Raw genomic sequence first — 23,215 nt, forward strand, 5'->3', positions numbered from 1 at the left:
GGCAGTGCAGCGTGCCGTGCACCAGGTGGAGACCGCCCTCGCCCGCGGGCCGCGTGTCGGCGGCGGGGCCGCCCCGTCCCGCTCCGCGGCCGGGCCCGGCCTGTCCGGCACCGACCGCGGGCTGACCGTGCTGCCGCTCGGTGACGGCCTGCTGGCGCGCCACGTCACGGTGCGCGGCACCGACCCTGCCACCGGCGCCCCGGTGGCGCAGGAGGTCTACGTCGACGCCGCCACCGGCATCGTCCGCTTCCAGTCGGGAGCGCTGCGCACCCTGACGGCCGCGGCGCCCACCAGGCGCGGGGCGGCGAGCAGCACTCCGGAGCGAGGCAAGGCCCCCACCACTCCGGCGAGCGGTTCCACAGGCGTCACCGGCAGCGGGATCCTGCTCAACGGCGCCACCGTGCCGCTGAACCTCACCAAGGACACCGCCACCGGCGGCTACCTGCTGCGCGACAGCGCGCACATGGCCGACAGCAAGGCGCACAACGTCATCCAGACCTGGGACGCCTCCAGCCTGTGGTGGGTGGACCTCGACGGCGAGTGGCCGGCGGGGGTGGTGCCGTTCGCCTCGCCCACCACGAAGGTTCCGCAGGAGCTGACCGACAACGGGGCGGTCGACGCCCACTGGGCGGCCGGCAAGGTCTACGAGTACTACCGCGGCACCTTCCAGCGCGACAGCCTCGACGGCAAGGGCATGGCCATCAACTCGCTCGTCGGCGTCACCGATGTGCTCGGCTTCCCCTGGGTCAACGCCTTCTGGGACGGCAGCAAGATGGTCTACGGCACCGGTGACAGCGAGTACCGCTCGCTCTCCTCGGACCCGGACGTCGTCGGCCACGAGATGACCCACGGCGTCGTCGAGCACACCGCCGACCTCGTCTACTCGGGCCAGTCCGGCGCCATGAACGAGGCCATCGCCGACTACTTCGGCAACGCCATCGACATCACCGTCAGCGGCACCCCCATGAGCGACCCCGAGGCGGGCCTGATCGGCGGCGACCTCTGCCGCACCCTGGCGCCGAAGGACTGCGCCCTCCGCGACCTCAACGACGGCGCGGACACCGGCGACTTCGTCAGCATGCCGCTCGGGCCGCTCAACGACCAGGGAGGCGTGCACCTCAACTCCACCATCTTCGGCGGCGCGCTGTGGGACATCCGCGAGGCCCTGGGCGGCGAACTCGCCGACCAGATCGTCTACAAGGCGCTCACCTCCTACCTCACCCCTCTCGACGGTTTCACCGAGGGCCGTGACGCGGTCCTCGCCGCCGCCAAGTCGCTGCACGTCAAGGGCGACCGCATGGAGCAGGTGAAGAAGGCCTTCGACACCCACGGCATCGTCCCCGACTGGGAGAAGAGCCTCGGCCTGGACAGCGACCTGCTGCTCGACCGGCTCGGCACGATGGAGGTCTACTACGCCAACGACATCAGCCCCGCCACCGGCGGCGACTGGTGGGTGGTCCCCCGCTCCAGCGCCGACAGCACGGCCCCGTACTCGATGTGGGCCGGCCGCATCGACGGCAAGGGCAAGGCCCGCCGGATCTCCCCGGAGGACGGGCGCTACCACTTCAGCCCCGTCACCGACGGCAAGCGCGTGGTGTGGGTGGCCGTCGGCGACACCTTCGACCTCATGTCCGCCCCCGTGACCGGTGGCCCGGCGAAGCTGCTCTACCGCACGTCCCGCTCGATCGGCAGCCTGAGCATGGACGGCGACACGGTCGCCTGGTACGAGAACGAGGACGAGGGCCGCACCTCCCTTCGCTACCTCAAGGGTTCGGACCCCACACCGCACACCATCCCGCAGAACCGTCCCGACGTGGCCGCGGTCACCGACTTCGCCCGGGCCGAGTCGCCCTCCGTGAAGGACGGGCGCATCGCGTACATGGTCAGCGGCTGGTGGGGCGACGACAACCAGCAGAGCCGCGCCGTCGTCGACGTGTACGACACGCGAACGGGCACGACCTCCTTCGGCACCCCGATCCGCACCGTGGGGTTCAGCAAGCCCGTGGCGACCGCTTCCGGCGTGTACTGGCTCGCCGACTCGAACGTCTACGACGAGGGTCAGGCGGCGCTGCGCAGGAGCGACCTCGACGGCTCGCACGTCGAGGACGTCATCCCGGAGACCTCGTCCGCGTTGCTCGGGGTCTCGGACCTGACCGCGTCGGACACCGCCGTCACCGTGGAGGTCTCCCCGCTGGCCCGGACCGACGTTCCCTACCTCAACACCAAGCAGTACCAGTTCACGTCCAAGGGGACCCCGCTCGGCCGCGTCTCGTGCGGTGCGGGCCGCCAGACGTTCGCCGTCGCCGGCACCGGCAACCGTGTGCTGTGGCTGGACACGACCACCACGTCCTTCGACCTGGTGACCCGTGCCCGGCCGGCGGGCGACTGCCGCTGACCTCCGCCGGGTGAACCGGGGCCGGGCCCCGGTTCACCCGGCACCGGTCGTCAGCGCGGCATCGGCAGCTCCACCAGAGCGGCGAGTTCGGCGCGGGTCGCCGGCCGGAGCGTGGACAGGACCTGGCGTGCGGCCGGGAGCTGGGCCTCGCCGGCTCCCCGCAGGGTGACGGTGCAGACCAACCCCCCACGTAACAACCGCTGTTCACGACGGGGGCGGTCGCCGCCGTAGGCGATCAGCAGGCGGCCGCCCCCGTCGTCGCGGCAGTGGATCTCCTGGCCGAACGGAACGGGGCAGCCGCGCGCGTCCACGCGCCGGGTGCCCGGCCCGGCGCGTTCGACATGGAGGCCCAGGGCCGGGACGTGCGGGCTCTCGTAGTGGGCGCCGAAGCCGTCGCGGCTCGCTCCCCCGACCAGCAGGGTGTAGCCGGTGGGCGGGTCGCCGACGCGCAGCAGCGCGCCGTCCACGCCGTTGGCGCTCAGCCACGCGTCGAGGGTGGGCGGACGGGTCGCGTCCCAGGCGGCGTATCCCCCGCCGGCCACAAGAACGACGGCCGCGGCGGTCGTGGCGAGCCGGGCCCTGGCCCCGGGCAGGAAGAACCCGGCGGCAAGCGCGTGACAGGTCCCTCCGACGGGGAGCAGCACGAGCCGGCCCGCGCCGCCGCCGACATGGTGCAGCAGTACCGCCGCAGCGAGCGCCCCGGCGGTGCCGGACAGGTACACCACCGCCGTCCAGCCCCACAGGCCCCCCGCCCGGCGGGTGGCCGGCACGACGGTGCGCGCGGCGCGGCCCAGGGTGGCGAGGAACGCCGAGGCCAGTGCCGCCGTGCCGGCCGCCGCGGCGCCCTGGACGGCCACCGGCCCGTCGAGGAACAGCACGAGGACCAGCACCGGCAGCTGCACGGCGGTCAGGGCGCAGCCCGCCGTCCAGACAGCGGCCAGATGCGCACCGACGGCGGTGGCGTCGTTCTTCCGGATCACGTCCGTTGATCACGCGGGGGCGGGTGCTCACGGTTCCACCCCCGGCGGTCCAGGCCGTCGGCCGCCGGAAGCGGAAGCGGGAACTCCTGATCGTTTGCTGTACGGGCCCGCACCGCGCCCTCGCACCGACACTTCGAAGGAGCAAGTCATGACCGCTGGAGAGGACGGCCGGACCCGTGTCCGCGACGCCGGCGACGACGGGCCGCAGAAGCCCGCCCGGCGCACACGCGGCCGCGGCACCCGCGCGCAGCGTCCCTGGTGGCAGGAGTTGCCGCTCCTCGTGCTCCTGGCACTGGTCATGGCCCTGGGCATCAAGACTTTCCTCGTGCAGGCCTTCTCCATCCCTTCGGGTTCGATGCAGAACACCCTCCAGGTAGGAGACCGGGTCCTGGTCGACAAACTCACCCCGTGGTTCGGGGCGAAGCCGCATCGCGGCGAGGTGGTCGTCTTCCGCGATCCCGGCGGCTGGCTGGGCGACCAGCCGCAGCAGACCGGCCGCAACGTCATCACGCAGGCTCTTTCGTTCGTCGGGCTGGCGCCCTCCGCCGACGAGCAGGACCTCATCAAGCGGGTGATCGCGGTCGGCGGGGACACCGTGGACTGCGAGCGCGGCAAGCCGGTCGCGGTGAACGGGAAGCCGCTGGACGAGCCGTACATCTACCCGGGCGCCACTCCCTGCGACGACAACCCGGTCGGGCAGGTCACCGTCCCCGCGGACCACCTGTGGGTGATGGGCGACCACCGCAACGCGTCGGAGGATTCGCGTGCCCACGTCCGCCAGCCCGGCGGGGGCTTCGTGCCGGTGGACGACGTGGTCGGCCGGGCCGTCGTCATCGCCTGGCCGATGCCGCGCTGGTCCACGCTGCCGGTGCCCGCGACCTTCGACCGGTTGTGATCCCGGGGCGGCTCCGCAGCGGGGCGCGGGCTGCCGGTCGCGGTCCGGCGATCCGCCGCGGGGCGGCTGTCCCACGTCGGTGCCGGAACCGGTTCTCACCCCGCTGGGCGCCCCGGTCCAGGCGCCGTGCCGGATCGCCGCCTTCCCGAGACGACCGACCGTCGTGTCCCGGCGCCGACCGGAACGCCTTGACGCCGCCGCACCTCGGTCGCAGAGTGGATACCGCATTGCGGCAGTGGTTTCCACGATGCGACACGTAAGGACGGTGGAGCCATGATCCAGACGAATCCGCGCGCCCACAAAAGCCCGGGCGCATCCGGTACCGGCTCCGCTTCCGCTTTCCCGGCGGCCGGCCGTCGACAGTGCCCCGCCTGCCGGCGGCTTCCGGTGTTACCGCCCAGCGCGACGGTTCCGCGACGGCGGCCGGTTCCCCGGCCCTCGGATACGGGCCGCATCCGAACATTCCGGCCGACCGGCCGGTCCCCCCACCGGGCCGGGTGACATCCCGTCCGTCCGCAGGTGCGTGGTCGCGCGTTCCCGCCGTGCCGGAGGGCGCACGCGCACCGTACGCGTGACGTCCGCGCACGCGTACGAACCACCCGCAGGACCCTTCATGAAACTCTTCTCTCCCCCCGTCCCGGCGGCCGGCCGGGCGACGCGCCGCCTCGCCCCCTCCGGCGCGCGCCGCGCCGGAGGACACGGGAGGCACCCGCGGCATGCCGTCCGGGCAGGCGAACACGTCCCGAGGGCGGGCGTCCGCATCCAGATGTCCCTGCCGGGCGGGCTGATCGCGGCGATCACCCTGGCCGGGGCGCTGGCGCCGGTGGCCATCCATCTGTCCCCGCTCCTGGTCGCCGCCCCGACATGCACGGCCGCGTTCGCCCGTGCCCGGTTCACCGCGTGCGTCGCCCTCATCGCCAGCGGCGCGGTCCTGCTCGTCGACCGCCACGACGGGCTGTGGCACACGCCCATCATGCCCATCCACATCGGCTCGGTGCTCGCGGTCTCCGCCTTCGTCATCGCCGCACGCACCTTGCACGACCGCGACCTGGCGGAGCTCAACGAGGTGCGGGCGGTGTCCGAGGCCGCCCAAAGGGTGCTGCTGCGGCCGATCCCGCCGCGCATGGGTCCCCTGCGGGTCGCCTCCGTCTACCGCGCGGCCGCCGCGCACGCCCTGGTGGGCGGGGACCTCTTCGGCGCCGCCCGCACCGACCACGCGACGAGGTTTCTGATCGGTGACGTCCGCGGCAAGGGGCTGCCGGCCGTGGAGGACGCCTCCGCGTTGCTGGGCGCCTTCCGCGAGGCCGCCCACCACCACACCACCTTGCCGGGCCTGGCGGCGACGTTGGAGCGCAGCATCCAGAGGCACTTGGCCGAGCTCGACGAGGCGGGACCCGAGGCGGGCCCCGAGGCGGCTGAACGCTTCATCACCGCCCTCCTGGTGGAAGTGCCCGACACCACGGGCGTCCTGCGGATCGTCAGCTGCGGGCACCCGCTTCCGCTGGTCCGGCATGCCGGACGGATCACCTCTCTCGAGGCGGACCGGCCCTCGCCGCCCTTCGGCCTGGCCGGCGACTCCCCGGACGACTTCCACATGGACACCTTCGCCTTCGGTGCCGGCGACACTCTCCTCCTCTACACCGACGGCGCCATCGAAGCCCGGGACGACTCGGGCGACTTCTACCCCTTCCACGAACGGGCCGGCACCTGGAACTGGGACAGGCCGGACGAGTTGCTGCGCCATGTCAGTGGTGACCTGGACGCCCACACCGGGCAGCGCCTCGACGACGACCTGGCGATGATGGCGGTGCAGCGACCGGCGCCGGCGGGTGCCGGACAGGATCCGCCCGCCCCCCGGTCGCCCCACCCGTCGGAGGCCGCACCATGATCGGCGAACGTACCGCAGTGCCGCAGGGACGTATCGGCCACGGCAGGGAGCCGGGGGGCGCACTCGTACTCCGCCGCCTGTGGAGCCCCGGCCCCGTGCTGCTGCTGTGCTACCTCGGCGCGGTGTGCGCGGTCCAGTTGGAGGCGTCGGCGGGAGGCCTGCGCTGGGCGCCATACTCGGCGTTCGCGCCCCTCGCGGCCGCCACGGTGCTGCCGGTCAGGCGCACCTTCGCCATCGGCGTCGCCACGCTCGCTGCCAGCGTGGCGATCTACGGCTTCGTGATCGGCGGGGTGTCGGTGGGCGGCCGGACCGTCGTCATCATGGCCGCCGCGCTCTCCTTCGCCGCGAGCGTCGTGCTGTGCCGGGCCCGGCTGCGTCTGCAGCAACGGCAGTGCCCGGCGCCCGGCACGTGCGTCCCGGCACCCGTCACGGCTGCGGCGGTCCCCTCGCCCGCCGGAAGCGACCGCTCCCACCCCCAGCGCTGCGATTCCGCCCCTTCGGCCCCCGACGGCCTGCTGGTGACGTCCCTGCCGGGATCGGGGGCGGTGGAGGCCGTCGGCCGCTACGTGCCGGCGTGCGATCACACGGGGTCCAGCGCCCACTGGCTCGACGCGATCCCACTGCCCGGCGCCCGGGTCGCCCTCGTGGCGGGATCGGTGTCCGAGGACAGCGGGACGGCGGCGAGCGCGGACAGCGGGACGGCGGCGAGCGCGGCGGCCACCGGGCTGCGGGCCGCGGTGCGCACCCTGGCAGACATCGACCTCCAGCCGGACGAACTGCTGACCCACCTCGACGACGTGCTCGGTCGGCTCCGGCCCGAGGGGAGACAGGTCAGCGCCGCCTGCCTGTACGCGGTCTACGACCCGGTGTCCGGCCGGTGCTCGCTCTCCACGGCCGGGCACCCCGCACCCCTCGCCGTCACCCCCGACGGCACGGTGGTGGACCTCGAGCTTCCGCCGTCCCGGCCCTTGGGCATGGCACGGCCGTCCGCCGAAGCCACCGAGGTGGAGTTCCCCACGGGCAGTGTCCTGCTCGTGCGCACCGGTTCCCCCGTCGGTGAGCCGGCCGACGAGACGGTCCTCGGCGCGCTCGCCCGTACCGGGGAGCACGGCCGCTCCCTGGACGACGTGTGCCGTGCCGTCCTGCGCGCCCTGCCGCGGGCCGACCGGCCCTGCGCCGCGGTCCTCGCCGCCCGCACCCGCACGTTCGGCAGCGACGCCGTCGCCACCTGGGATCTGGCGCACGACCCCGCCGCCGTCTCCCACGCGCGCGCCCACGTGGCGGCCAAGCTCGCCGACTGGGGCCTCGCGGATGCGACGCAGTCGACCCAGCTGATCGCCAGCGAACTCGTCACCAACGCCATCCGCCACGCCGTTCCGCCGTTCCGGCTGCGCCTCATCCGGCATGACGCCATGCTGACCTGCGAGGTCTCCGACAGCAGCAGCACCACCCCGCATCTGCGCCGGGCCCGCACCTTCGACGAGAGCGGCCGGGGGCTGTTCATCGTCGCCCAGCTGACCCAGCGCTGGGGCTGCCGCCACAGCGGGACGGGCAAGACCATCTGGGGCGAACAGCCCTGCTGACCGGTCCGCCGGCGCCCCCCGGTCCCGGCCGGCCCGGCTTTCGGCGGCTCCCGAACGGAGCGGTCCCGCGCCCGGGGAATCCGGGCGCGGGACCGTGGAGTCAGCCGTCCGCGCGGCTCACTTGCGCACGGTGAACTCGCCCGTCAGCGCACCCAGGGCGACGCTGTACGTCCCGGGCGTGTCGCGGCGCACGGTGAAGTCCACACGGATGTCCTTACCGGAGGGGACCTGCACGGCACGGCGCTCCTCGACCTCGCCGCCGACCAGGAGCACGGCCTGGTAGGTCCCGGCCCGCTCGCCGACGTTCTTCACGTGGACGGAGACGCGCACCTTCTTGTCCGGCCGGGCGCTGTCCGGGGTGACCGACAGGTCGCTCGGCGCGAACACCGGCTCGGGGCCCGGGGTCCGGTCGTGGACGAAGACGTCGTAGCGGCGGTTGGTGTCGCCCTCGACGAGGTTCGTCGCGCCGCTCTCGAAGGCCACGTACCGGCCGTCCCCGCTGAGGGAGGGGAAGTCGGACGCGGCGTCGCCCTGCACGCCGTCCACGCCGGTCGACACGCGCTCGGTCGTGCCGGCCGTGCGGTCGCGGACGAAGACGTCCGCCTGCCCGTTGGTGTCGTCGGGCACCAGGTTGCTCGCGTAGCTGTAGAAGGCGACCTTGCTGCCGTCGTCGCTCAGCGCCGGTGCGAAGGCCCAGTTGTCGGGCTGGGACCCCGAGCCGACGGAGACCTGCTCGGTGGCACCGGTGCGAAGGTCGTGCGCGAACAGCTGCCAGTTGTTGGTGAAGGCCACGACCTGGCCGTCCGCGCTGATGACGGGGCCGCTGTTCTCCCCGGGCTGCGGACCGGGCACCAGGGTGGTGGTGCCGGTCTGCCGGTCGTGGACGAAGACGTCGAGCTCACCGTCGGTGTCGCCGGGCACCAGGTTGCTCGCGGCGCTCTGGAAGGCGACGTACCGGCCGTCGGCGCTGACCGACTGCTCCCTGGAGGGGCCGTCGCCGGGGCTGCCGTCGGGGGCCTGCGAGATCCGGCTGGTGGTGCCGGTCTGCCGGTCGCGGATGAAAACGTCGGTGGTGTTGTTGGTGTCGCCGGGCACCAGGTTGTCGGCGTCGCTGATGAACACCGCGTAGCGTCCGTCGGCGCTGAGGGAGGGCGAGGAGGACAGGCCGTTGCCCTGGGTGCCGTCGGAGGCCACGGACACCCGCTCGGTCGTGCCCGTCCCGCGGTCGTGCACGAAGCTGTCGGTCTGCTCGTTGGTGTCGCCGGGCACCAGGTTGGTGGCGCCGCTGTTGAAACCGACGAAGCGGCCGTCGGAGCTGAGCGAGGGCGTCAGCGAGAAGCTGTCGGCCTGGGTGCCGTCGGAGGCGACGGACACCCGCTCGGTCTGGCCGGTGCGCCGGTCGGCGACGAAGATGTCGAGCTCGCCGTTGGTGTCGCCCGGAACGAAGTTGGAGGCCGGGCTGGCGAACGCCACCGCGGATCCGTCGGCGCTCATCCTGGGCCACCAGGCCTCGTGGTTGGCCTGCTCGCCCTCGGAGGTCAGCGACACACGCGCGGTCGCGGACGGCCGGGGCAGTCGCAGGTCGGCCGTGGTCTGTGGCCCCTTCTCCCGGACGGTGACCGGTACGGGCTTGGAGCGCGAGATACCGGCCGCGTTCGCGCCCACCTCGTAGTCGCCGACGGGCACGTCGCGGATGGTGTAGCGGCCCTCGCGGTCGGTCGTCGCCTTCAGCGGGTCGGGGACGTCGAGGACGGCGACCGTCGCCCCGGGCACCGTGGAGCCCGTCGGGCCGAAGGTGACCCGGCCGGTGATCGTCCCGCGGCCGGTGGGGGCGAGCTTGAGGGAAACGTCGGTGAAGCGGTCGGTGCTCACCCGCTCGGTGGCCTTCTGCTCCACGTAGCCGAAGCGGGTCAGCCGCAGTTCGTGCGTGCCTGCCGCGAGGCGCATCTCGAAACGGCCGTCGGCGTCGGTGGTGACGGTGCGTCCGTTCTCACGCGCGACGGTGACGCCGGCCAGCGGGCGGCCGCTCTTGGCGTCCTTCACCGTGCCCCGCACACCGCTGGTCAGTGCCGCCTCGTGCACCGCGGCGTAGGCGTCGATGCGGCCCCAGCCGTACCGCGGGTTCGGGCGTGCGCCGTAGCGCTGGTCGAAGAAGGAGGTGCCGGTGAGGATCGCGAGGGCGTCGTCCACGGTGAGGTCCGGACGTGCCTGGAGCATCAGCGCGACTGTGCCGGACACGTGCGGCGTGGCCATGGACGTGCCGTCGAGCACCCCGTACTCGCCGCCCGGGAAGGCGGAGAGGATGTCGACGCCGGGGGCGGAGACGTTGGGCACGACGTACGACTGCGGCCAATCGGCGGGCGCGTCGATCCAGTCGGTGCGGTCGACGACCTCGCCGCAGGAGAAATCGGCCACGTCGTCGGCCTCGTCGGTGGCGCCGACGGACACGGCCTCGTAGACGTTCCCGGGACTCGCGGAGCCGGCGGCGCAGTCGTTGCCGATGGCGAACGCGGGGAAGACCCCGGCACGGCGCAGGTTGCGGGTGATGTCGATGAACTCGTCCGAGTAGCCCTCGGACCCGAGGGACATGCTGACGACGTCGGCGGGTTCACCGGCGGGCTTCCCGTCCGCGTCGTACGGGGACATCGCCCACTGCATGCCCGCGATCACCTGGGCGAGCGAGCCGTGACCGCCGGGGATGACCAGTCCGGCCATCAGCTCGGCGTCCGGTGCGACGCCGATCGCGGTGCCCGAGGCGTCGCCGCCGGCGATGGTGCCGGCGACGTGGGTGCCGTGGTAGGCACTGTCGTGGGGCAGGGAGGGAACGGGCTCACCGTCCTCGCCGAACTCCAGCCAGCCACCCGGGTGCGCGGGATCTGTGGCGTCGTCGGTGGCGAGCTTCCCGGCCAGGTCGGGGTGGCTGATGTCGACGCCGGTGTCCAGGACGGCGACGCGGACGCCCTCGCCCGTGGGCCCCTGCTCGGCGCGCAGCTTGTCGACGCCGATCTTCGTCAGGCCCCAGGTGCTCGCCCCCGCTGCGGCGGCGCGGGCGGCCTTGACGTCCTTCTCGACCTCGACGGGGGGCGCCTCGAGCGTGAAGTTGGGGATGATGTGGTCGACCGGTGCGAGGTCGGCCAGTTCCTGGAGGGTCTGCGGCCGGACCTTGACCAGCAGCATGTTCTTCAGCCAGAAGGTGTTGAGCACCTTGTCGCCGCGCGCTTCGACGAGGTCCACGACCGGGGACTGCACGGACCGCGCGCTGCGCTCCAGTCGGGCCCTGGCCTCGCCCGGGTCATCTCCCTGCTCGGTGAGCGCGGCGGAGCCGTCGCGGAGCACCACCGCGGCCTCGACACGGCCGTCGCCCCGCGCCTCGGCCGCGTCCATCCTGCTCAGCAGCGCCGGGTCGATCTTCTGCCGCCCGGTCGGGGACGGCGCCGACGTCGCCTCGCCGCTCTCCTGCGCCGCGGCCGGAAGGGCGGTCAGCAGCAGCGTGCATATCCCGAGTGCCGGCAGCCACGCTCGGTGGCGGCGGTCCCGGAGTAGGCGGGGAACAGGCAGCGGCATGGGCGCTCCTTCGTGCGACGTGTGTCCACGTCAAGAGGATTGACGACGTACCGCGGGGAACGCTGACATCCGGTTGACCGGGCTGACAAGATGATCAGGAGGCGACTTCCCGTCAGGTGACGGGAGTACGACACGTGAAGACAGCGCGAAGGCGGACGACAGGACCATGCTCGAACCCATCGGCCTGAGCCGGCAGGACGAAACGGTGTACGAGGTCCTCGTGCGCCGGGTGCACGCCACGGTGGCGGAGTTGGCGCTCGACAGCCAGCTGCCCGTACCCGCGACGCGCCGCAGTGTGCGGTCGCTGGTCTCCCTCGGCCTCGCCGTGCGCTCCACCGGACGCCCCGTCACCTATGCCGCGGTCTCTCCCGACAGCGCGCTGGAGGCCGTGCTGCGCGAGAGGGAAAGGGCGTTGCACGACGTCCGGTCCCACATCTCCGGCCTGATGGACCTGTACCGCGCCGCGACACGTTTCGTGAACCCCGGCGAGCTGGTCGAGGTCGTCTCGGGACGGGACGACGTCAACCGCCGCTGGGCGCAGCTCCAGCAGAGCACGCGCACACAGGTGCGGGGGTTCGACCGGCCGCCGTACGCCACCGTCGAGGAGCACACCCAACCCAACCCGGTCGAGCTCGAACTGCTCAAACGCGGCGTCGCCTACCGCGTCATCTACGACAGCACCGTGCTCACCCTGCCCGGCTGGCTCGCGAACGTCACGATCGGCATCCAGCACGGGGAGCAGGCCCGGGTGGCGTCCGACCTGCCGATGAAGCTGGCCGTCTTCGACGACCGCATCGCCATCATCCCCCTGCTGCGCCCGGGCGACAACACCTTGACGGCGTCCTATGTGATCCACCCCTCGCCCCTGCTCGACGCGCTCGTCGCCCTCTTCGAGACGTTGTGGGAGCGCAGCATGCAGGTGCGTCTGCCCGCGCACGGCGGGTCCCTGGGCAGCCTCGAACAGACCGGGGACGAACTCAGCGCCGAGGAGGCGAAACTGCTGACGCTGCTCGCGGCGGGCGCCACCGACAAGTCCGCGGGCCGCGCCCTGGGCTGGAGCGAACGGACCGTCCAGCGTCATGTCACCCGGCTCATGCAGCGCTTCGGCGCCCAGACCCGGTTCCAGATAGCGATGGAGGCCACCCGCCGCGGGTGGATCTGAATTCCTTCGCCGCCGCACACCGCCCGGCGGCGCTCGACGGGGCGCGTCCGGCGCCACCAGCCTGCGCTCCCAAGGGAACCCGCACCACGACGTAGGCACCCGCCACCACAAAGCGACGCCCCCGGCAGCCTGTGCGACAGCCACCAGCCGCCCCGCGACTGCGTCCGCCCGTGCACGGCAGGTCCCCTGACAGCCCTGAACCGACCGCGGACGAAGTCAGCGCCCAGGAGGCGACACCGCCGACGCCGCGCGAGGCAGGTGGATCAGGCCACCCGGCGCCGCTCAGCGGGGCGCGTCCGGCGCCACCAGCGTGCGCACCAAGGGGACCCGCACCACGACGAAGGCACCCGCCACCACAAGCGACGCCCCCAGCAGCATGGGCAGTACCCACCAGCCTCCCCGCAGCCGCTCCTCGAACACGGCCACACCGAGCGCGAGGCTCACGGTCGCGTCCCCCAGCGTCAGCGCGGGCTGGGAGGCCACCAGGGGCCCGGACTGCATGGCGTTCTCCAGGAGGAAGACGGCCGCGACCCCGACGGCGGCGAAGCCGTACGTCTGCCATGCGGTGAAGAACGCGGCCGCCCCGTCGGTGGCCCACACCTGCGTGGCGTCCTTCATGAGTCCTGCCGTCAGGGCGTAGCAGATGGCCGCCGAGAGACCGAAGCAGGCGGCCCGGGCCCGGCCTGCGGGACGCCGGACCGCGGTGCCGACCAGCGCCAGGACGGCCGCGGCACAGCTGATCAGCGCCAGCACCCACACGCCGATGGACGGCCGGTCAACGCCGCCGCTGGGCGCGGCGGCCCACAGTCCCAGGCCCAGCCCCACCACCAGGGCGGCGACAGCGGCCCAGCCGCGCGGCGGAAGCGGGCGGCGCAGCACCATGCCGCCGATGAACAGGGCGAAGGGCAACTCGAGCACGAACAGCGGCTGGACGAGCGACAGCGCGCCGTTCAGCAGCGCCAGCGCCTGGCACGCGGCTGCCGCGATCACCGCGCCGAACCCGGCCAGCCAGACGGGCTTGCGCAGCAGTTCGCCGATGAGCGCCAGACGCAGCCCCGCAGAGAGCGGAACGGTGCGGGCCGCGTAGCGCTGGAGCACGGTGGCCAGGGCATTGCTGATGGCGGCGAGCAGCGCGAACAGCACGGCAAGGGTGGTGTGCACCAGGGTTCTCCTCCGGGTCCGGGCCCACGCTAACCGCTGCGCTCGCCCATCGGGCCGCACGACGCGTCCGGGCACGGACGGCCTGCGCGACAACCCGGTTGACGCCGCACGCGGCACGGGGTTTTCCTGCTGCGATGCCGATCCTTCGCATCGAACAGCCCCATGACGACGCCATGCTCGAGGACTGGCGGTCCGTCCACAACACCGTCATCCCGACCGGCCCGCTCTCCCTCGACGACGTGCGCGAACGCTCGCACCGCAACCACCTGGAGATCGCCTACCTCGGGGACGCCGTCGTCGGCTGCTCCACCGTGCGGCCGCCCACCGGCGAGGACGCCACGGCCACGGTCATCGCCCGCGTACTGCCCGCCCACCGGGGACAGGGCTACGGGACGCGTCTGTTCACCCGCGGAATGGACAGGGCGCGGGAGATGGGGGCGGCAGTTGTCGAGACGGTCGTCCTGGCGTCGAACTCCGCGGGGCTGCGCTTCGCCGAGGCACAGGGTTTCGTCGAGGTCGAACGGTATGTGCTGCCCGGGGACACCGTCGCGTACGTCACCCTGCGGGTGCCCTGAGCCCACCTCACCCGGGCCCGCTCCACCTGCCCGCCTTGGCGCCGGCACCACTCGGGCGTGGTCCGCCGGAGCGCTGCGGCGCAGGTAGCGCTCCGCCACCTCGTGCAGCCGGCCGCGCCCGAGCTCCGCCCGTGGCCCGGCGAGGAACACCGCGGTGCGCCGGTAGCCGGCACATCGGGCTCCGGCAGGTCGCCGGTGAGGTGGCCGTCACAGACGGCGTCGCCGAAGCTCAGCGCCCTTGTGCGCTGCTCGGTGAAGGCTACGGACCCGGACGTGTGGCCGGGTGGGGCGGAGGACGGCGAGCACACACTCTCCGAGATCGATGCACGCGTCCCCGCTCAGCGTGCGGGTGGGGGCGCGCCACGCTGATGGGCCCGGGATCGCTGATGCCGATGAGGCCGTCGCGCAGGCCGCGCCGGCCGATAAGTGCTCCTGCCGGCTGAGTGTCCTCGTCGCGCACGCCGGGTCGTAAGGGAGCGGGGCGGACACCACCGGAGACGGGGCGGCGCGAAGACGGGGTGGCCGAGCCGTCCCCGGCAGCGGTCTCGAACGCTGCCGTGGACGACCCGGCCACCCCGGTCGCGAACCGTCAGTTGCGGATGATGTTCTCCGCCTGCGGCCCCTTCTGTCCCTGGGTGACGTCGAACGTCACGGCCTCACCCTCGACCAGTTCGCGGTAGCCGTTGCCGGCGATGTTCGAGTAGTGCGCGAACACATCGGGGCCACCTCCGTCCTGTGCGATGAAGCCGAAGCCCTTTTCCGAGTTGAACCACTTCACGACGCCTGTCGCCACCGCGTCCATCCTTCACGTGCCAGCTGAAGAGCCACGCCGACTGCGTGACCCGCGGCCGCCTCCGGTCGGAGACGTCCACGGAGCCCTCTTTACCCGATGCGGGGCGTTTTTACGCCGGGTCTTCGCATCTGTACGCCCACTGCCGCAACGGACCCCGCCGCGGCGCCCGTCAACAGGGCCTTCGTGACGGGGGTCGGCACGGCCGGAAGTGCTCCCCGATGCAGCTCCGGCGGCCCCTCGGGTACCGTGAGCGACCGTGTGCGTTCCGCGACGATCTCGTCGGAGATCCGCCCGTCACCGGGGACGACAGCCGCCCACCGGGGGGGGGAACGGGGAGCGTGCGACGCGGACGACGGGGTGGAGGTACGGATTGAAGACGCAAGGGAAGGTACGCAGAACAGGAGTGCTCGACGTCGGGTGCCACAGTGCCCTGCTCACGGTCGTGGAACGAGGGGACGACTCGCCGCTGGAACCGGTGCTGGCGCGCAAGGTGCGGCTGCGGCTGCACGAGACGCTCGACGCCGCGGGACGCCTCGACAGGTCGGGCGTGCGCAGCGTCCAGCGCGCGGTGGCGCGCACGCTGGCGGCCGACGGGGGGCGTTCGCTGCCCTCGGTGTACGCCTTCGCGACCTCCGTCATCCGGGACGCCCCCAACCGCGACGAGGTCATCGCGCAGGTGGCGCGGACCACCGGGACGCGGCTGCGTGTGCTGCCGGGCGAGGAGGAGGCACGACTGGCCTATGTAGCCGCCCGTCAGTGGGCGGGGCGGGACGGGCGTCCCCTGCTGGTACTGGACATCGGCGGCGGCACGGTGGAGATCGCGGACGGCGCCGGGGAGCAGCCGCGCGCGGTCCACTCGCTCCCCCTCGGGGCCCGCGCCGTCAACCGCCGCATGGACCTCGCGGACGCCGTGACCTCCGGGCGGCGGCTGCGCGAGGTCCGCGAGAGTCTGCGCGCGTCGGTGGGCGAGCTCGGCGGCGCCCTGCCGCGCGCGCCGCGGGACGGTCGGGTGCTGGCCTCGTCGAAGACGTTCACCCAGCTGGCACGGCTCGCGGCGGCCCAAGGCCCCTTGGGCGAGGGTCCCGAACGACTGTCGCTGCGGCAGGTACGGAAGATCGTCCCCCTCCTGGCCGCCAGGGGCCCCGCCGAGCGGGCCAAACTCCCCGGCATCTCACGGCACCGCGCCGGTCAGTCGCTGGCCGGGGCACTGGTGGCCGAGGCCCTGATGGAGATGTGCGGGGTGGACAGCGTGGAGATCTGCCCCTGGTCCACCCGCGAGGGGCTGCTGCTGGAGCGCCTGGAGTCAGCGGCGCCGGCCGTCCACCGCCGCGCCGGCTGACCCGCCGACGGGCCCGGCCGCGCCGTCGGCCGCCGTCGCGTCCCAGTCCAGGCGCAGCACCGCGAGGTCGTCCGTATGGCGTTCCCCGTCGAGGGCGCGGACCTGCCTGATGAGGGCGTCCAGGTGGGCGTCGGGGCCCGTCACCGGGGTGTCGGCCAGCAGGCGCAGCAGCCCCTTCGAGCCGAGCCGTTCGCCGCCGGGGCCCATATGGCCCTCGATGAGGCCGTCGGTGTACAGGGTCAGGGTGCCGCGCTCGGGCAGCTCCAGGACGCTGGCGGGCCAGTGGTCCAGGCCCGGCGCGATGCCGAGGGCGATGCCGTGGGCCGCTTCGGCCGGCTGTGTGGCGCCGCCGGTGGTCAGCAGGGGCTCGTGGTGTCCGGCCAGGTGCACCGTGGCGCGCGAAGCGGCAAGGTCCAGGGTGAGCAGGGCGCACGTGGTGAACATGTCGGGGTGTGAGCGTTCGGCGACGAGGATCCGCTCCAGCAGGCGAAGGAGTTCCATGCCCCGGTGGCCGCCCAGGATCAGCGCGCGCCAGGCGATGCGCAGGCAGACGCCGAGTGCCGCGGCGTCCGGTCCGTGACCGCTGACGTCGCCGATCACGGCGTGCACGCGGCCGTCGTCGGTCTGCACCACGTCGAGGAAGTCGCCCCCCAACAGGGCGCTCTCCCGTCCGGGGAGGTAGCGGCTGGTGGCGGTGACGGCCGGGGTGGTCAGCAGCGGCTGCGGCAGCAGGCCGCGTTCGAGGCGGGCGTTCTCCTGCGCCCGCAGCCTGCCCGCCTGCAGGTCGGCGCCGGCCCGTTCGACCTGCTTGCGCTGGACCGCGTAGCGAACGGCGCGCTGCAGCAGCTCCGGTTCGACCTTGCCCTTGACGAGATAGTCCTGGGCACCGGTGGCGAGGGCCTCGGAACCGGCCTGCCCCTCCGCGAGCCCGGTCAGGACGATGACCGCGGTGCCGGGGTCGGCGCGCTGGATCTCCGCGACGGCGCCGAGGCCCGCGGCGTCGGGCAGGTGCAGATCGAGCAGCACGCAGTCGGCGGCCCGTCGCGACAGCTCGAAGACCGCGTCCGCGAGAGTCTTGTGCCAGACGAGGGTGTACCGCAGGGAGGTGTCCGCGAGCAGTTCGGTGACCAGCAGGGCGTCTCCGGCGTCGTCCTCGACGAGCAGGATCCTGTGGTGCGTGACGGGGGTCAGCGGCGCGGGGTGTGTCGTCACGGCCGGGACTCCCCCGCGCCCGCGTCGGCGCCCGCCGCGTCCGGCACGACCCGGGACCAGGTCCCGGGCTGTGGCTCGGCCCCGGCCCCGGCTTCGGGCTCGGCCCCGGCCCCGGCTTCGGGCTGCTGAGCGGGGAGGGTGAAGACGATGCGCGCACCCGGCCCGTACTCCGGGTCGATGGCGATGTCGCCGCCGTGGAACTCGACGATCTTCTTGCACATGGCGAGCCCGATCCCGTTGCCCGGATAGGCGTCCTTGGTGTGCAGCCGTTGGAAGATCACGAAGACCTTCTCGGCGAACTCCGAGTCGATACCGATGCCGTTGTCCGCTACGGAGAACTGCCACAGATCGCCGTCGCGCCGGGCCGTGACGGAGATGCGCGGCGGGCGCCCGGGATGGCGGAACTTCACCGCGTTGGAGATCAGGTTCTGCCAGAGCATGCCAAGTTGCGTGGCGTCCCCGACGACCGTGGGCAGTGGGTCGCGCCGGATCTCCGCTCCCGCCTCCTCGATGGCGACGCTCAGCACGTCCGCGGTCTGGTCGGCGATCCGGTCGAGGTCCACGGCGGCGTGCTGGTTGTGGACCCGTCCCACCCGGGAGAAGTCCAGCAGGTCGCTGATCAGGGTCTGCATGCGGTTCGCGCCGTCGACGGCGAACGCGATGTACTGGTCGGCCCGCTCGTCCAGCCGGTCCCCGTAGCGGCGCTGCAGGAGCTGGGTGAAGCTCGACACCTTGCGCAGGGGCTCCTGCAGGTCGTGCGAGGCAACGTAGGCGAACTGCTCCAGTTCGGCGTTGGAGCGCCTGAGGTCGGCGGCCTGCTCGTCGAGGAGCCGCCGGGTCCGCTCGGCGGCGGACAGCTCCTCCGCGAGCCTGCGCCGCATGGCCTCCACGTCCAGGCCGAGCCTGCGGAGGTCGGCCGGGCCCGTCGCGGCGATGGGGTGGTCGAAGCGGCCCCGCGTGACATGCCGGACATCGGTGCCCAGCCGTTCCAGCGGCCGGGTGATCCCGCGGCGCAGCCCCTCGAAGACGAGGACGGCCAGCAGCACGATGACCGCGGCGATGGCGGTGAACACCCCGTTGCGCAGCCGCACGGACGCCTCGAGCTGCTCCCCGGCGGTGATCCGGGCCTGCCGCAGGTGCTCCTGCTGGGCGCTGAGGGAGCGGCGGACCCGGTCGAAGGCCGCCCGGCCCTCGCCGGCCCGCTCGGTGGCGAGCGGCACCGGCCGCCCGGGCGTCGCACGGGCGTCGGCGACCGGCTGTGCGATCACCCCCTGCCAGGCGGCGGCCGCGTCTGCGACCTCGTCGAGGTCGGCACGGGCCCGCGGGTCGCCCTGCACGAGCGGGTGCAGCCGGTCCAGGGCGGTCCGTTCGTCCGCCAGACCCTGTGTGTACGGTTCGAGGAACTGCCGTTGCCCACTGAGTCCGTAGCCGCGGATACCGGTCTCCTGGTTCACGAGCGCGGCCTCCAGTCGGATGGCGTTGACCAGGGCAGGGGAGCGCTGGTCCACCAACTGGTCGGTCAACGTCGTACTGCGGTTCAGCGCCCATATGCCGAGCGAGCCGAGGGCCGCGAGCACCGCGAGGGCGACTCCCACGCCCACGCGCAGCCACCGGCGGGTGGTCCACGACGAAAGCCCGCTCCGCCCGTGAGCGCGGTCGGGCGCGTGCGCCGCTTCCGGCCCTCCGGCCGTCTGCACGATCGTCTCGCCCGTAGCCACGCTGTGCGCCCTCCTTGGTTCCCCTGCCCTGCGCCGGGTCCGGCGCCGGCGTATCCACTGTATCGGCCATGCGACAACACTTGTTGTCGTGCCGGGCGGCAGGACCTTAAGGTGGGGGCATGCCTGGCACCCACTTCGCTCCGCGTATGCCGGAGGAGGAACTCGCCGCGCTGACCATCGGCGCGGTCGACGACCTCGTCCGGCGCCTGGCCCGTCGTACCCTCCGTCCCCTCACAGGCCCCGGGGCCGCGGACGACGACGCTGTCGCGGCGCGCGGGGAAGCCCTGGCGTACCTGCACATGCTCAACTTCCTCCACGAGGCGGTGGGGCACTTGGAGAACCTGGCGGCCGAGCAGGCGGCCGCCGCAGGTGCCGGATACCCCCAGATCGGCCGTGCCTGCAACATCAGCCGCCAGGGTGCTCGCCGCCGCTGGCCCGGCCTGGTGACCAGCGACACCCCCCACCGCCCCCCAGGGCGCACCGACCGGACCCGGAGCCGATGATGATGATCGCCCCAGCCCGCCCCTACGACGTGCTGCTGGTCGAGGACGACCCGGCGGACGCGATGCTCATCGGGGACGCCCTCGCCGACCGCGGCGCTCGCAACCTGACCCAGGTCGAGGACGGCCTCGCGGCTCTGGAGTATCTGCGCGACCCGGCCAACCGGCAGCCCGACCTGATCGTGCTCGATCTCAACATGCCGCGCATGAACGGCCACGAGCTGCTGGCGATCCTCAAGAGCGACGAGGAGCTGCGCGCCATCCCCGTGGTGGTGCTCACCACCTCCGCGGCACCCGACGACGTGGCCGGCGCCTACCGGCAGCACGCCAACGCGTACGTCACCAAGCCCGTCAACCTGGACGACTTCGAGCGTGCGGTGCGCAGCATCGACGCCTTCTACCTGGACACCGTCACCAGGCCGCCCCGCCCGTGAGCGCGACTCGGGAGGCGCGCGGGCGTCAGCCGCGGAAATCGGGGTAGACGGACGACTGGCCGCGCCGGAGGGCGACCGGCCGGGACGCTGCACGAAAGGCACCACCATGGAACCGAGGCTGGAGGGCCGAGCCGCCCACCTGGCCGAGTGGCCGAGCATCACCGCGGGATTCGCACACGAGGGTGACTCACAGGCGATTTCCGCGGCGCGGCGCTTCACCGCCGCCTTCCTCGCCCGCGTCCAGGGGGAGCACGGCGTCCCGGTACCGGTCGAGACGGTCGAGACGGCGCAACTGGTCGTGAGTGAGCTGGTCACCAACACCTGCAAGTACGCGCCCGGCCCCGGCCTGCTCGACCTCGAGGTGGACGTCGACAGGGCGACGCTGCTCGTCTCCGTCTGGGACACCAGCAGCGCCCTCCCGCTGGCCCGCGCCGCCGAACCGGGGCGGATCGGCCAGCACGGCCTGGAGATCATCCTCGCGGTCTGCGAGGGGTACGACGTCCAGCGCCAACCCGTCGGCAAACGCATCACGGTCCGCATCTCCCTGGAACCTCGGAACCGCTGAGACCCACGGCGCTCGACATGGCGGGCCCGGCCCCGCCGGGAGCCCATCGAACCGCGGACGCCCGCCCGGCCCCCGCTCCCCGACCTCGGGTGATCGAGATCGACCTCGGCACGGCGCGCCGCCCGTCCCCCTCCCGCCTACCGGCAGGCCCCGTCGCACCCCTCGCCTTCCGCGTCCTCCCGGTGCCCCGGGACCGCTGAGACCACGGCGCACACGCGCCGAGCCACCTCGGTGGGCCCGCCCCGCAGGGGCGCGATCGGGTGAACCCCCGGCCCCGCCGGGTTCACCGGCGGACGCCCATGGAAGGTCCCACAACGGCCCGGTCGCGTGCGGCGACCGTGCCGCCCGTCATCGGAACAGGACCGTCCAGGAGCAGCCATGACCAGGATCGCCGTCATCCTCGGCAGCACCCGCCCCGGACGCCTCGGCGAGGCTGTCGCGCAGTGGGTGTACGAGAACGCCGTGCTGCGCGGCGACGCCGAGTACGAGCTGGTCGACGTCTTCGACTACCAGCTTCCGCTGCTCGACGAGCCCGTGCCGCCCTCCTTGGGCCGGTACAGCCGACCGCACACCCTCGCATGGGCGGAGAAGATCGACTCCTTCGACGGCTACGTCTTCGTGACGGCCGAGTACAACCACTCGATCCCGGGGGCGCTCAAGAACGCCATCGACTACCTCTTCGCCGAGTGGAACAACAAGGCGGCGGGTTTCGTCGCGTACGGCAGCGTCGGCGGCACCCGCGCGGTGGAGCATCTGCGGCTGGTGATGGCGGAGCTGCGGGTGGCCACCGTCCGCGCGCAGGTGGCGCTCTCCCTCTTCCGCGACTTCGCCGACATGAGCCGTTTCGAGCCCGGCCCGCGCCGCGCGGGCGAACTGGCACTCGTCCTCGACGAGGTCCTGTCCTGGAGCCGGGCCCTGGCCCCGCTGCGGCACGCGCCGTCCTGACCCCGGCGCTCGGCCCTGCCCCACGGCTGCGACCGGACACGGCCGGCACGACAGACAGGGACGGCCCCTCAGTAGGGTTCTGCCGTGGACGGACGGCAGGCGGGGGTTGTCCGGCGGCCTCCGGCCTTGGCCGGGTGCGGCCGTCGAGGTGTAAGCAAGAGGTATGCGTTTCCCACGGCGCTCACGCACATCCTGGACCCCGGAGCGGAACCCCGCTCTGATCGCGGTCCCCCTTCTGCTGATCGTTGCCATCGTCGTCAGCGACCTGGTGATCCCCACCGAAGGCCACCTGGGCCCGCTTCTGGTGGTGGCGCCCGCGCTGACCGCATCCTTCGGCAGGCTCAAGCTCACCGCCCTGATCGGGGCGCTGGCGGTGGCGGCGCTCACCGTCGTGTCGGTCGCCGACGGCACCATCACCGCGTCGTACCGGCAGAGCGAGATCATCGCGCTCATCCTCGTCTCGGCCTTCACCGTGCTCTTCGTCGTGCTGCGCGAACGGCACCAGGCCGAACTGCAGCAGGTGCGCTCGGTGGCGGAGGCGGCGCAGCAGGTCGTCCTGCAGCCCCTGCCGGAGCGCATCGGCCCGCTGCGGATCGCCTTCGCCTACCAGGCCGCGGAGGACCAGGCCCGGATCGGCGGCGACCTCTTCGCGGCCGTGCGCACGCCCGGCGGCACCCGGCTGCTCATCGGTGACGTCCGCGGCAAGGGGCTGCCCGCGATCGGCGACGCCTCTCTGCTGCTCGGCGCCTTCCGCAGCGTCGCCTACCGCGCGCCGCCGCTGCGGGCGATGTACGCGCACCTGGAGGCGACGGTGTCCTGGAAGGCCGCGCAGTCCAGTAGTGACGGCGAGCAGGACGACGCGGCGGTCGAGTCGTTCATCACCGCGATCCTGGTGGACTTCCCGGACGACCGGCCCGAGGTCCGCATTCTCAACTGCGGCCACCCTTCCCCGCTGCGGCTGTCCGCCGGCGGCATCGTCCCCCTCGACGCGACCCAGCCCGCACCTCCCATCGGCTTGGGGCTGCTGCAGCCCTCCCACCCGGGCGTGGACATCTTCCCCTTCGCACCCGGCGACGTCCTGCTGCTCTACACCGACGGTGTCACCGAGGCCCGTGACGCCGCCGGCCGCTTCTACCCGCTCGCCGAGCGCGTGGCGTCCTGGGCGGGCCCCGCCGACCCGAAGGGGCTCGTGGGGCACGTGCACGACGACCTCCTCGCCTACTGCGGCGGGCAGCTCGGCGACGACGCGGCTCTGATCACCGTCCGGCGCGAGCCGACGGACATCGGGAGGTACGAATCGCGAGCGGTCGAAGGGTTGTCCGCGCTGTCCAGCGGACCCGAACCCGGGACTTCGCGGGTGCCGCCCCTCCGCTCCGAGCGGGAGTGACCGCCTTCCTCCGCCTGCCCCACGCCGTGTCCCGCCACCGGGCCGCTGCTCTACGCTGGGGCCGCCACGCCACCGGCGGCCCCCGGCATTCGCGTCCGGGGCCCGCCCGACGGAAGGAC

Annotated in this window: 18 protein-coding genes; 12 read left to right on the forward strand and 6 right to left on the reverse strand. The window is 73.1% G+C overall.

Going from position 1 to position 23,215, the window contains the following annotated elements; all coding sequences use genetic code 11:
* On the forward strand, positions 1-2,395 hold a 2,395-nt coding region (locus ACRWND_RS16415; RefSeq protein WP_431949915.1), incomplete at its 5' end, for a M4 family metallopeptidase.
* 50 nt (positions 2,396-2,445) lie between these two features.
* On the opposite strand, the gene ACRWND_RS16420 is transcribed toward ACRWND_RS16415, so the two are convergent.
* On the reverse strand, positions 2,446-3,375 hold the full coding sequence (locus tag ACRWND_RS16420) for a hypothetical protein (protein ID WP_431949917.1): 930 nt from the start codon (positions 3,373-3,375) through the stop codon (positions 2,446-2,448).
* A gap of 148 nt (positions 3,376-3,523) precedes the next feature.
* On the opposite strand from ACRWND_RS16420, the gene lepB reads away from it, so the two are divergent.
* The 3 genes from lepB (at position 3,524) to ACRWND_RS16435 (ending at position 7,741) form a co-directional block, all read left to right on the forward strand.
* A complete protein-coding gene (gene lepB / locus ACRWND_RS16425) occupies positions 3,524-4,270 on the forward strand; it encodes a signal peptidase I (protein WP_431949919.1) in 747 nt (248 codons plus the stop codon).
* A 613-nt stretch (positions 4,271-4,883) separates the two neighbouring features.
* The gene (locus ACRWND_RS16430; protein ID WP_431949921.1) at positions 4,884-6,158 is read left to right on the forward strand and encodes a PP2C family protein-serine/threonine phosphatase; all 1,275 of its coding nucleotides are present in this window, start codon (positions 4,884-4,886) and stop codon (positions 6,156-6,158) included.
* A complete protein-coding gene (locus ACRWND_RS16435; RefSeq protein ID WP_431949923.1) occupies positions 6,155-7,741 on the forward strand; it encodes a SpoIIE family protein phosphatase in 1,587 nt (528 codons plus the stop codon). Before ACRWND_RS16430 ends, ACRWND_RS16435 begins: the two co-directional genes overlap by 4 nt.
* Positions 7,742-7,858: 117 nt before the next feature.
* Here the strand turns inward: ACRWND_RS16435 and ACRWND_RS16440 are convergent, their stop codons facing one another.
* Positions 7,859-11,305, reverse strand: coding sequence for a S8 family serine peptidase (locus ACRWND_RS16440; protein WP_431949925.1), 3,447 nt, complete (start codon positions 11,303-11,305; stop codon positions 7,859-7,861).
* Between the two features lie 166 nt (positions 11,306-11,471).
* On the opposite strand from ACRWND_RS16440, the gene ACRWND_RS16445 reads away from it, so the two are divergent.
* The gene (locus tag ACRWND_RS16445; RefSeq protein ID WP_431949927.1) at positions 11,472-12,467 is read left to right on the forward strand and encodes a helix-turn-helix transcriptional regulator; all 996 of its coding nucleotides are present in this window, start codon (positions 11,472-11,474) and stop codon (positions 12,465-12,467) included.
* Between the two features lie 282 nt (positions 12,468-12,749).
* Here the strand turns inward: ACRWND_RS16445 and ACRWND_RS16450 are convergent, their stop codons facing one another.
* Entirely contained in the window at positions 12,750-13,628 is an 879-nt protein-coding gene (locus ACRWND_RS16450) for a DMT family transporter (protein WP_431949929.1), read from the reverse strand.
* A 134-nt stretch (positions 13,629-13,762) separates the two neighbouring features.
* Between ACRWND_RS16450 and ACRWND_RS16455 the strand changes: the two genes are divergently transcribed.
* Positions 13,763-14,203, forward strand: a complete 441-nt coding sequence (locus ACRWND_RS16455; protein ID WP_431949931.1) for an N-acetyltransferase family protein — start codon at positions 13,763-13,765, stop codon at positions 14,201-14,203.
* A gap of 589 nt (positions 14,204-14,792) precedes the next feature.
* Here the strand turns inward: ACRWND_RS16455 and ACRWND_RS16460 are convergent.
* Complete coding sequence (locus ACRWND_RS16460; protein ID WP_018557881.1) at positions 14,793-14,996, reverse strand: cold-shock protein; 204 nt, start codon at positions 14,994-14,996, stop codon at positions 14,793-14,795.
* A gap of 403 nt (positions 14,997-15,399) precedes the next feature.
* Between ACRWND_RS16460 and ACRWND_RS16465 the strand changes: the two genes are divergently transcribed.
* Positions 15,400-16,335, forward strand: a complete 936-nt coding sequence (locus tag ACRWND_RS16465; RefSeq protein ID WP_431949934.1) for a Ppx/GppA phosphatase family protein — start codon at positions 15,400-15,402, stop codon at positions 16,333-16,335.
* Here ACRWND_RS16465 and ACRWND_RS16470 read toward each other — a convergent pair.
* Together ACRWND_RS16470 and ACRWND_RS16475 are read right to left on the reverse strand one after the other, a co-directional pair.
* The gene (locus ACRWND_RS16470) at positions 16,300-17,547 is read right to left on the reverse strand and encodes a PP2C family protein-serine/threonine phosphatase (RefSeq protein ID WP_431949936.1); all 1,248 of its coding nucleotides are present in this window, start codon (positions 17,545-17,547) and stop codon (positions 16,300-16,302) included. The two genes, ACRWND_RS16465 and ACRWND_RS16470, sit on opposite strands and share 36 nt — an antisense overlap.
* Entirely contained in the window at positions 17,544-19,265 is a 1,722-nt protein-coding gene (locus ACRWND_RS16475; protein ID WP_431949938.1) for a sensor histidine kinase, read from the reverse strand. The genes ACRWND_RS16470 and ACRWND_RS16475 overlap by 4 nt, the downstream gene beginning before the upstream one ends.
* A 119-nt stretch (positions 19,266-19,384) precedes the next feature.
* Here ACRWND_RS16475 and ACRWND_RS16480 point away from each other — a divergent pair, with 119 nt between their 5' ends.
* From ACRWND_RS16480 to ACRWND_RS16500, 5 genes are all read left to right on the forward strand, one after another.
* On the forward strand, positions 19,385-19,768 hold the full coding sequence (locus tag ACRWND_RS16480) for a hypothetical protein (protein WP_431949940.1): 384 nt from the start codon (positions 19,385-19,387) through the stop codon (positions 19,766-19,768).
* Positions 19,768-20,199 carry a response regulator gene (locus tag ACRWND_RS16485; RefSeq protein WP_431949942.1) on the forward strand — a complete coding sequence of 144 codons (432 nt, stop codon included), beginning with the start codon at positions 19,768-19,770 and terminating at the stop codon, positions 20,197-20,199. The genes ACRWND_RS16480 and ACRWND_RS16485 overlap by 1 nt, the downstream gene beginning before the upstream one ends.
* Positions 20,200-20,305: 106 nt before the next feature.
* Positions 20,306-20,764: an ATP-binding protein gene (locus ACRWND_RS16490; RefSeq protein WP_431949944.1), complete on the forward strand. Its 459-nt coding sequence runs from the start codon at positions 20,306-20,308 to the stop codon at positions 20,762-20,764.
* A gap of 378 nt (positions 20,765-21,142) precedes the next feature.
* Positions 21,143-21,709, forward strand: coding sequence for an NADPH-dependent FMN reductase (locus tag ACRWND_RS16495; protein WP_431949946.1), 567 nt, complete (start codon positions 21,143-21,145; stop codon positions 21,707-21,709).
* 163 nt (positions 21,710-21,872) lie between these two features.
* Complete coding sequence (locus tag ACRWND_RS16500; RefSeq protein ID WP_431949948.1) at positions 21,873-23,096, forward strand: PP2C family protein-serine/threonine phosphatase; 1,224 nt, start codon at positions 21,873-21,875, stop codon at positions 23,094-23,096.
* Positions 23,097-23,215 lie beyond the last annotated feature (119 nt).

This window comes from Actinacidiphila sp. bgisy167, assembly GCF_965342175.1.
Taxonomy (GTDB): Bacteria; Actinomycetota; Actinomycetes; order Streptomycetales; family Streptomycetaceae; genus Actinacidiphila.

Bases quoted from the DNA above. Each gene is read 5' to 3' on its own strand.
- ACRWND_RS16445 (WP_431949927.1), top strand. From the start codon at position 11,472: ATGCTCGAACCCATCGGCCTGAGCCGGCAGGACGAAACGGTGTACGAG.
- ACRWND_RS16480 (WP_431949940.1), top strand. From the start codon at position 19,385: ATGCCTGGCACCCACTTCGCTCCGCGTATGCCGGAGGAGGAACTCGCC.
- ACRWND_RS16440 (WP_431949925.1), bottom strand. From the start codon at position 11,305: ATGCCGCTGCCTGTTCCCCGCCTACTCCGGGACCGCCGCCACCGAGCG.
- ACRWND_RS16455 (WP_431949931.1), top strand. From the start codon at position 13,763: ATGCCGATCCTTCGCATCGAACAGCCCCATGACGACGCCATGCTCGAG.
- ACRWND_RS16495 (WP_431949946.1), top strand. From the start codon at position 21,143: ATGACCAGGATCGCCGTCATCCTCGGCAGCACCCGCCCCGGACGCCTC.
- ACRWND_RS16500 (WP_431949948.1), top strand. From the start codon at position 21,873: ATGCGTTTCCCACGGCGCTCACGCACATCCTGGACCCCGGAGCGGAAC.
- ACRWND_RS16490 (WP_431949944.1), top strand. From the start codon at position 20,306: ATGGAACCGAGGCTGGAGGGCCGAGCCGCCCACCTGGCCGAGTGGCCG.
- ACRWND_RS16485 (WP_431949942.1), top strand. From the start codon at position 19,768: ATGATGATCGCCCCAGCCCGCCCCTACGACGTGCTGCTGGTCGAGGAC.
- ACRWND_RS16435 (WP_431949923.1), top strand. From the start codon at position 6,155: ATGATCGGCGAACGTACCGCAGTGCCGCAGGGACGTATCGGCCACGGC.
- lepB (WP_431949919.1), top strand. From the start codon at position 3,524: ATGACCGCTGGAGAGGACGGCCGGACCCGTGTCCGCGACGCCGGCGAC.
- ACRWND_RS16430 (WP_431949921.1), top strand. From the start codon at position 4,884: ATGAAACTCTTCTCTCCCCCCGTCCCGGCGGCCGGCCGGGCGACGCGC.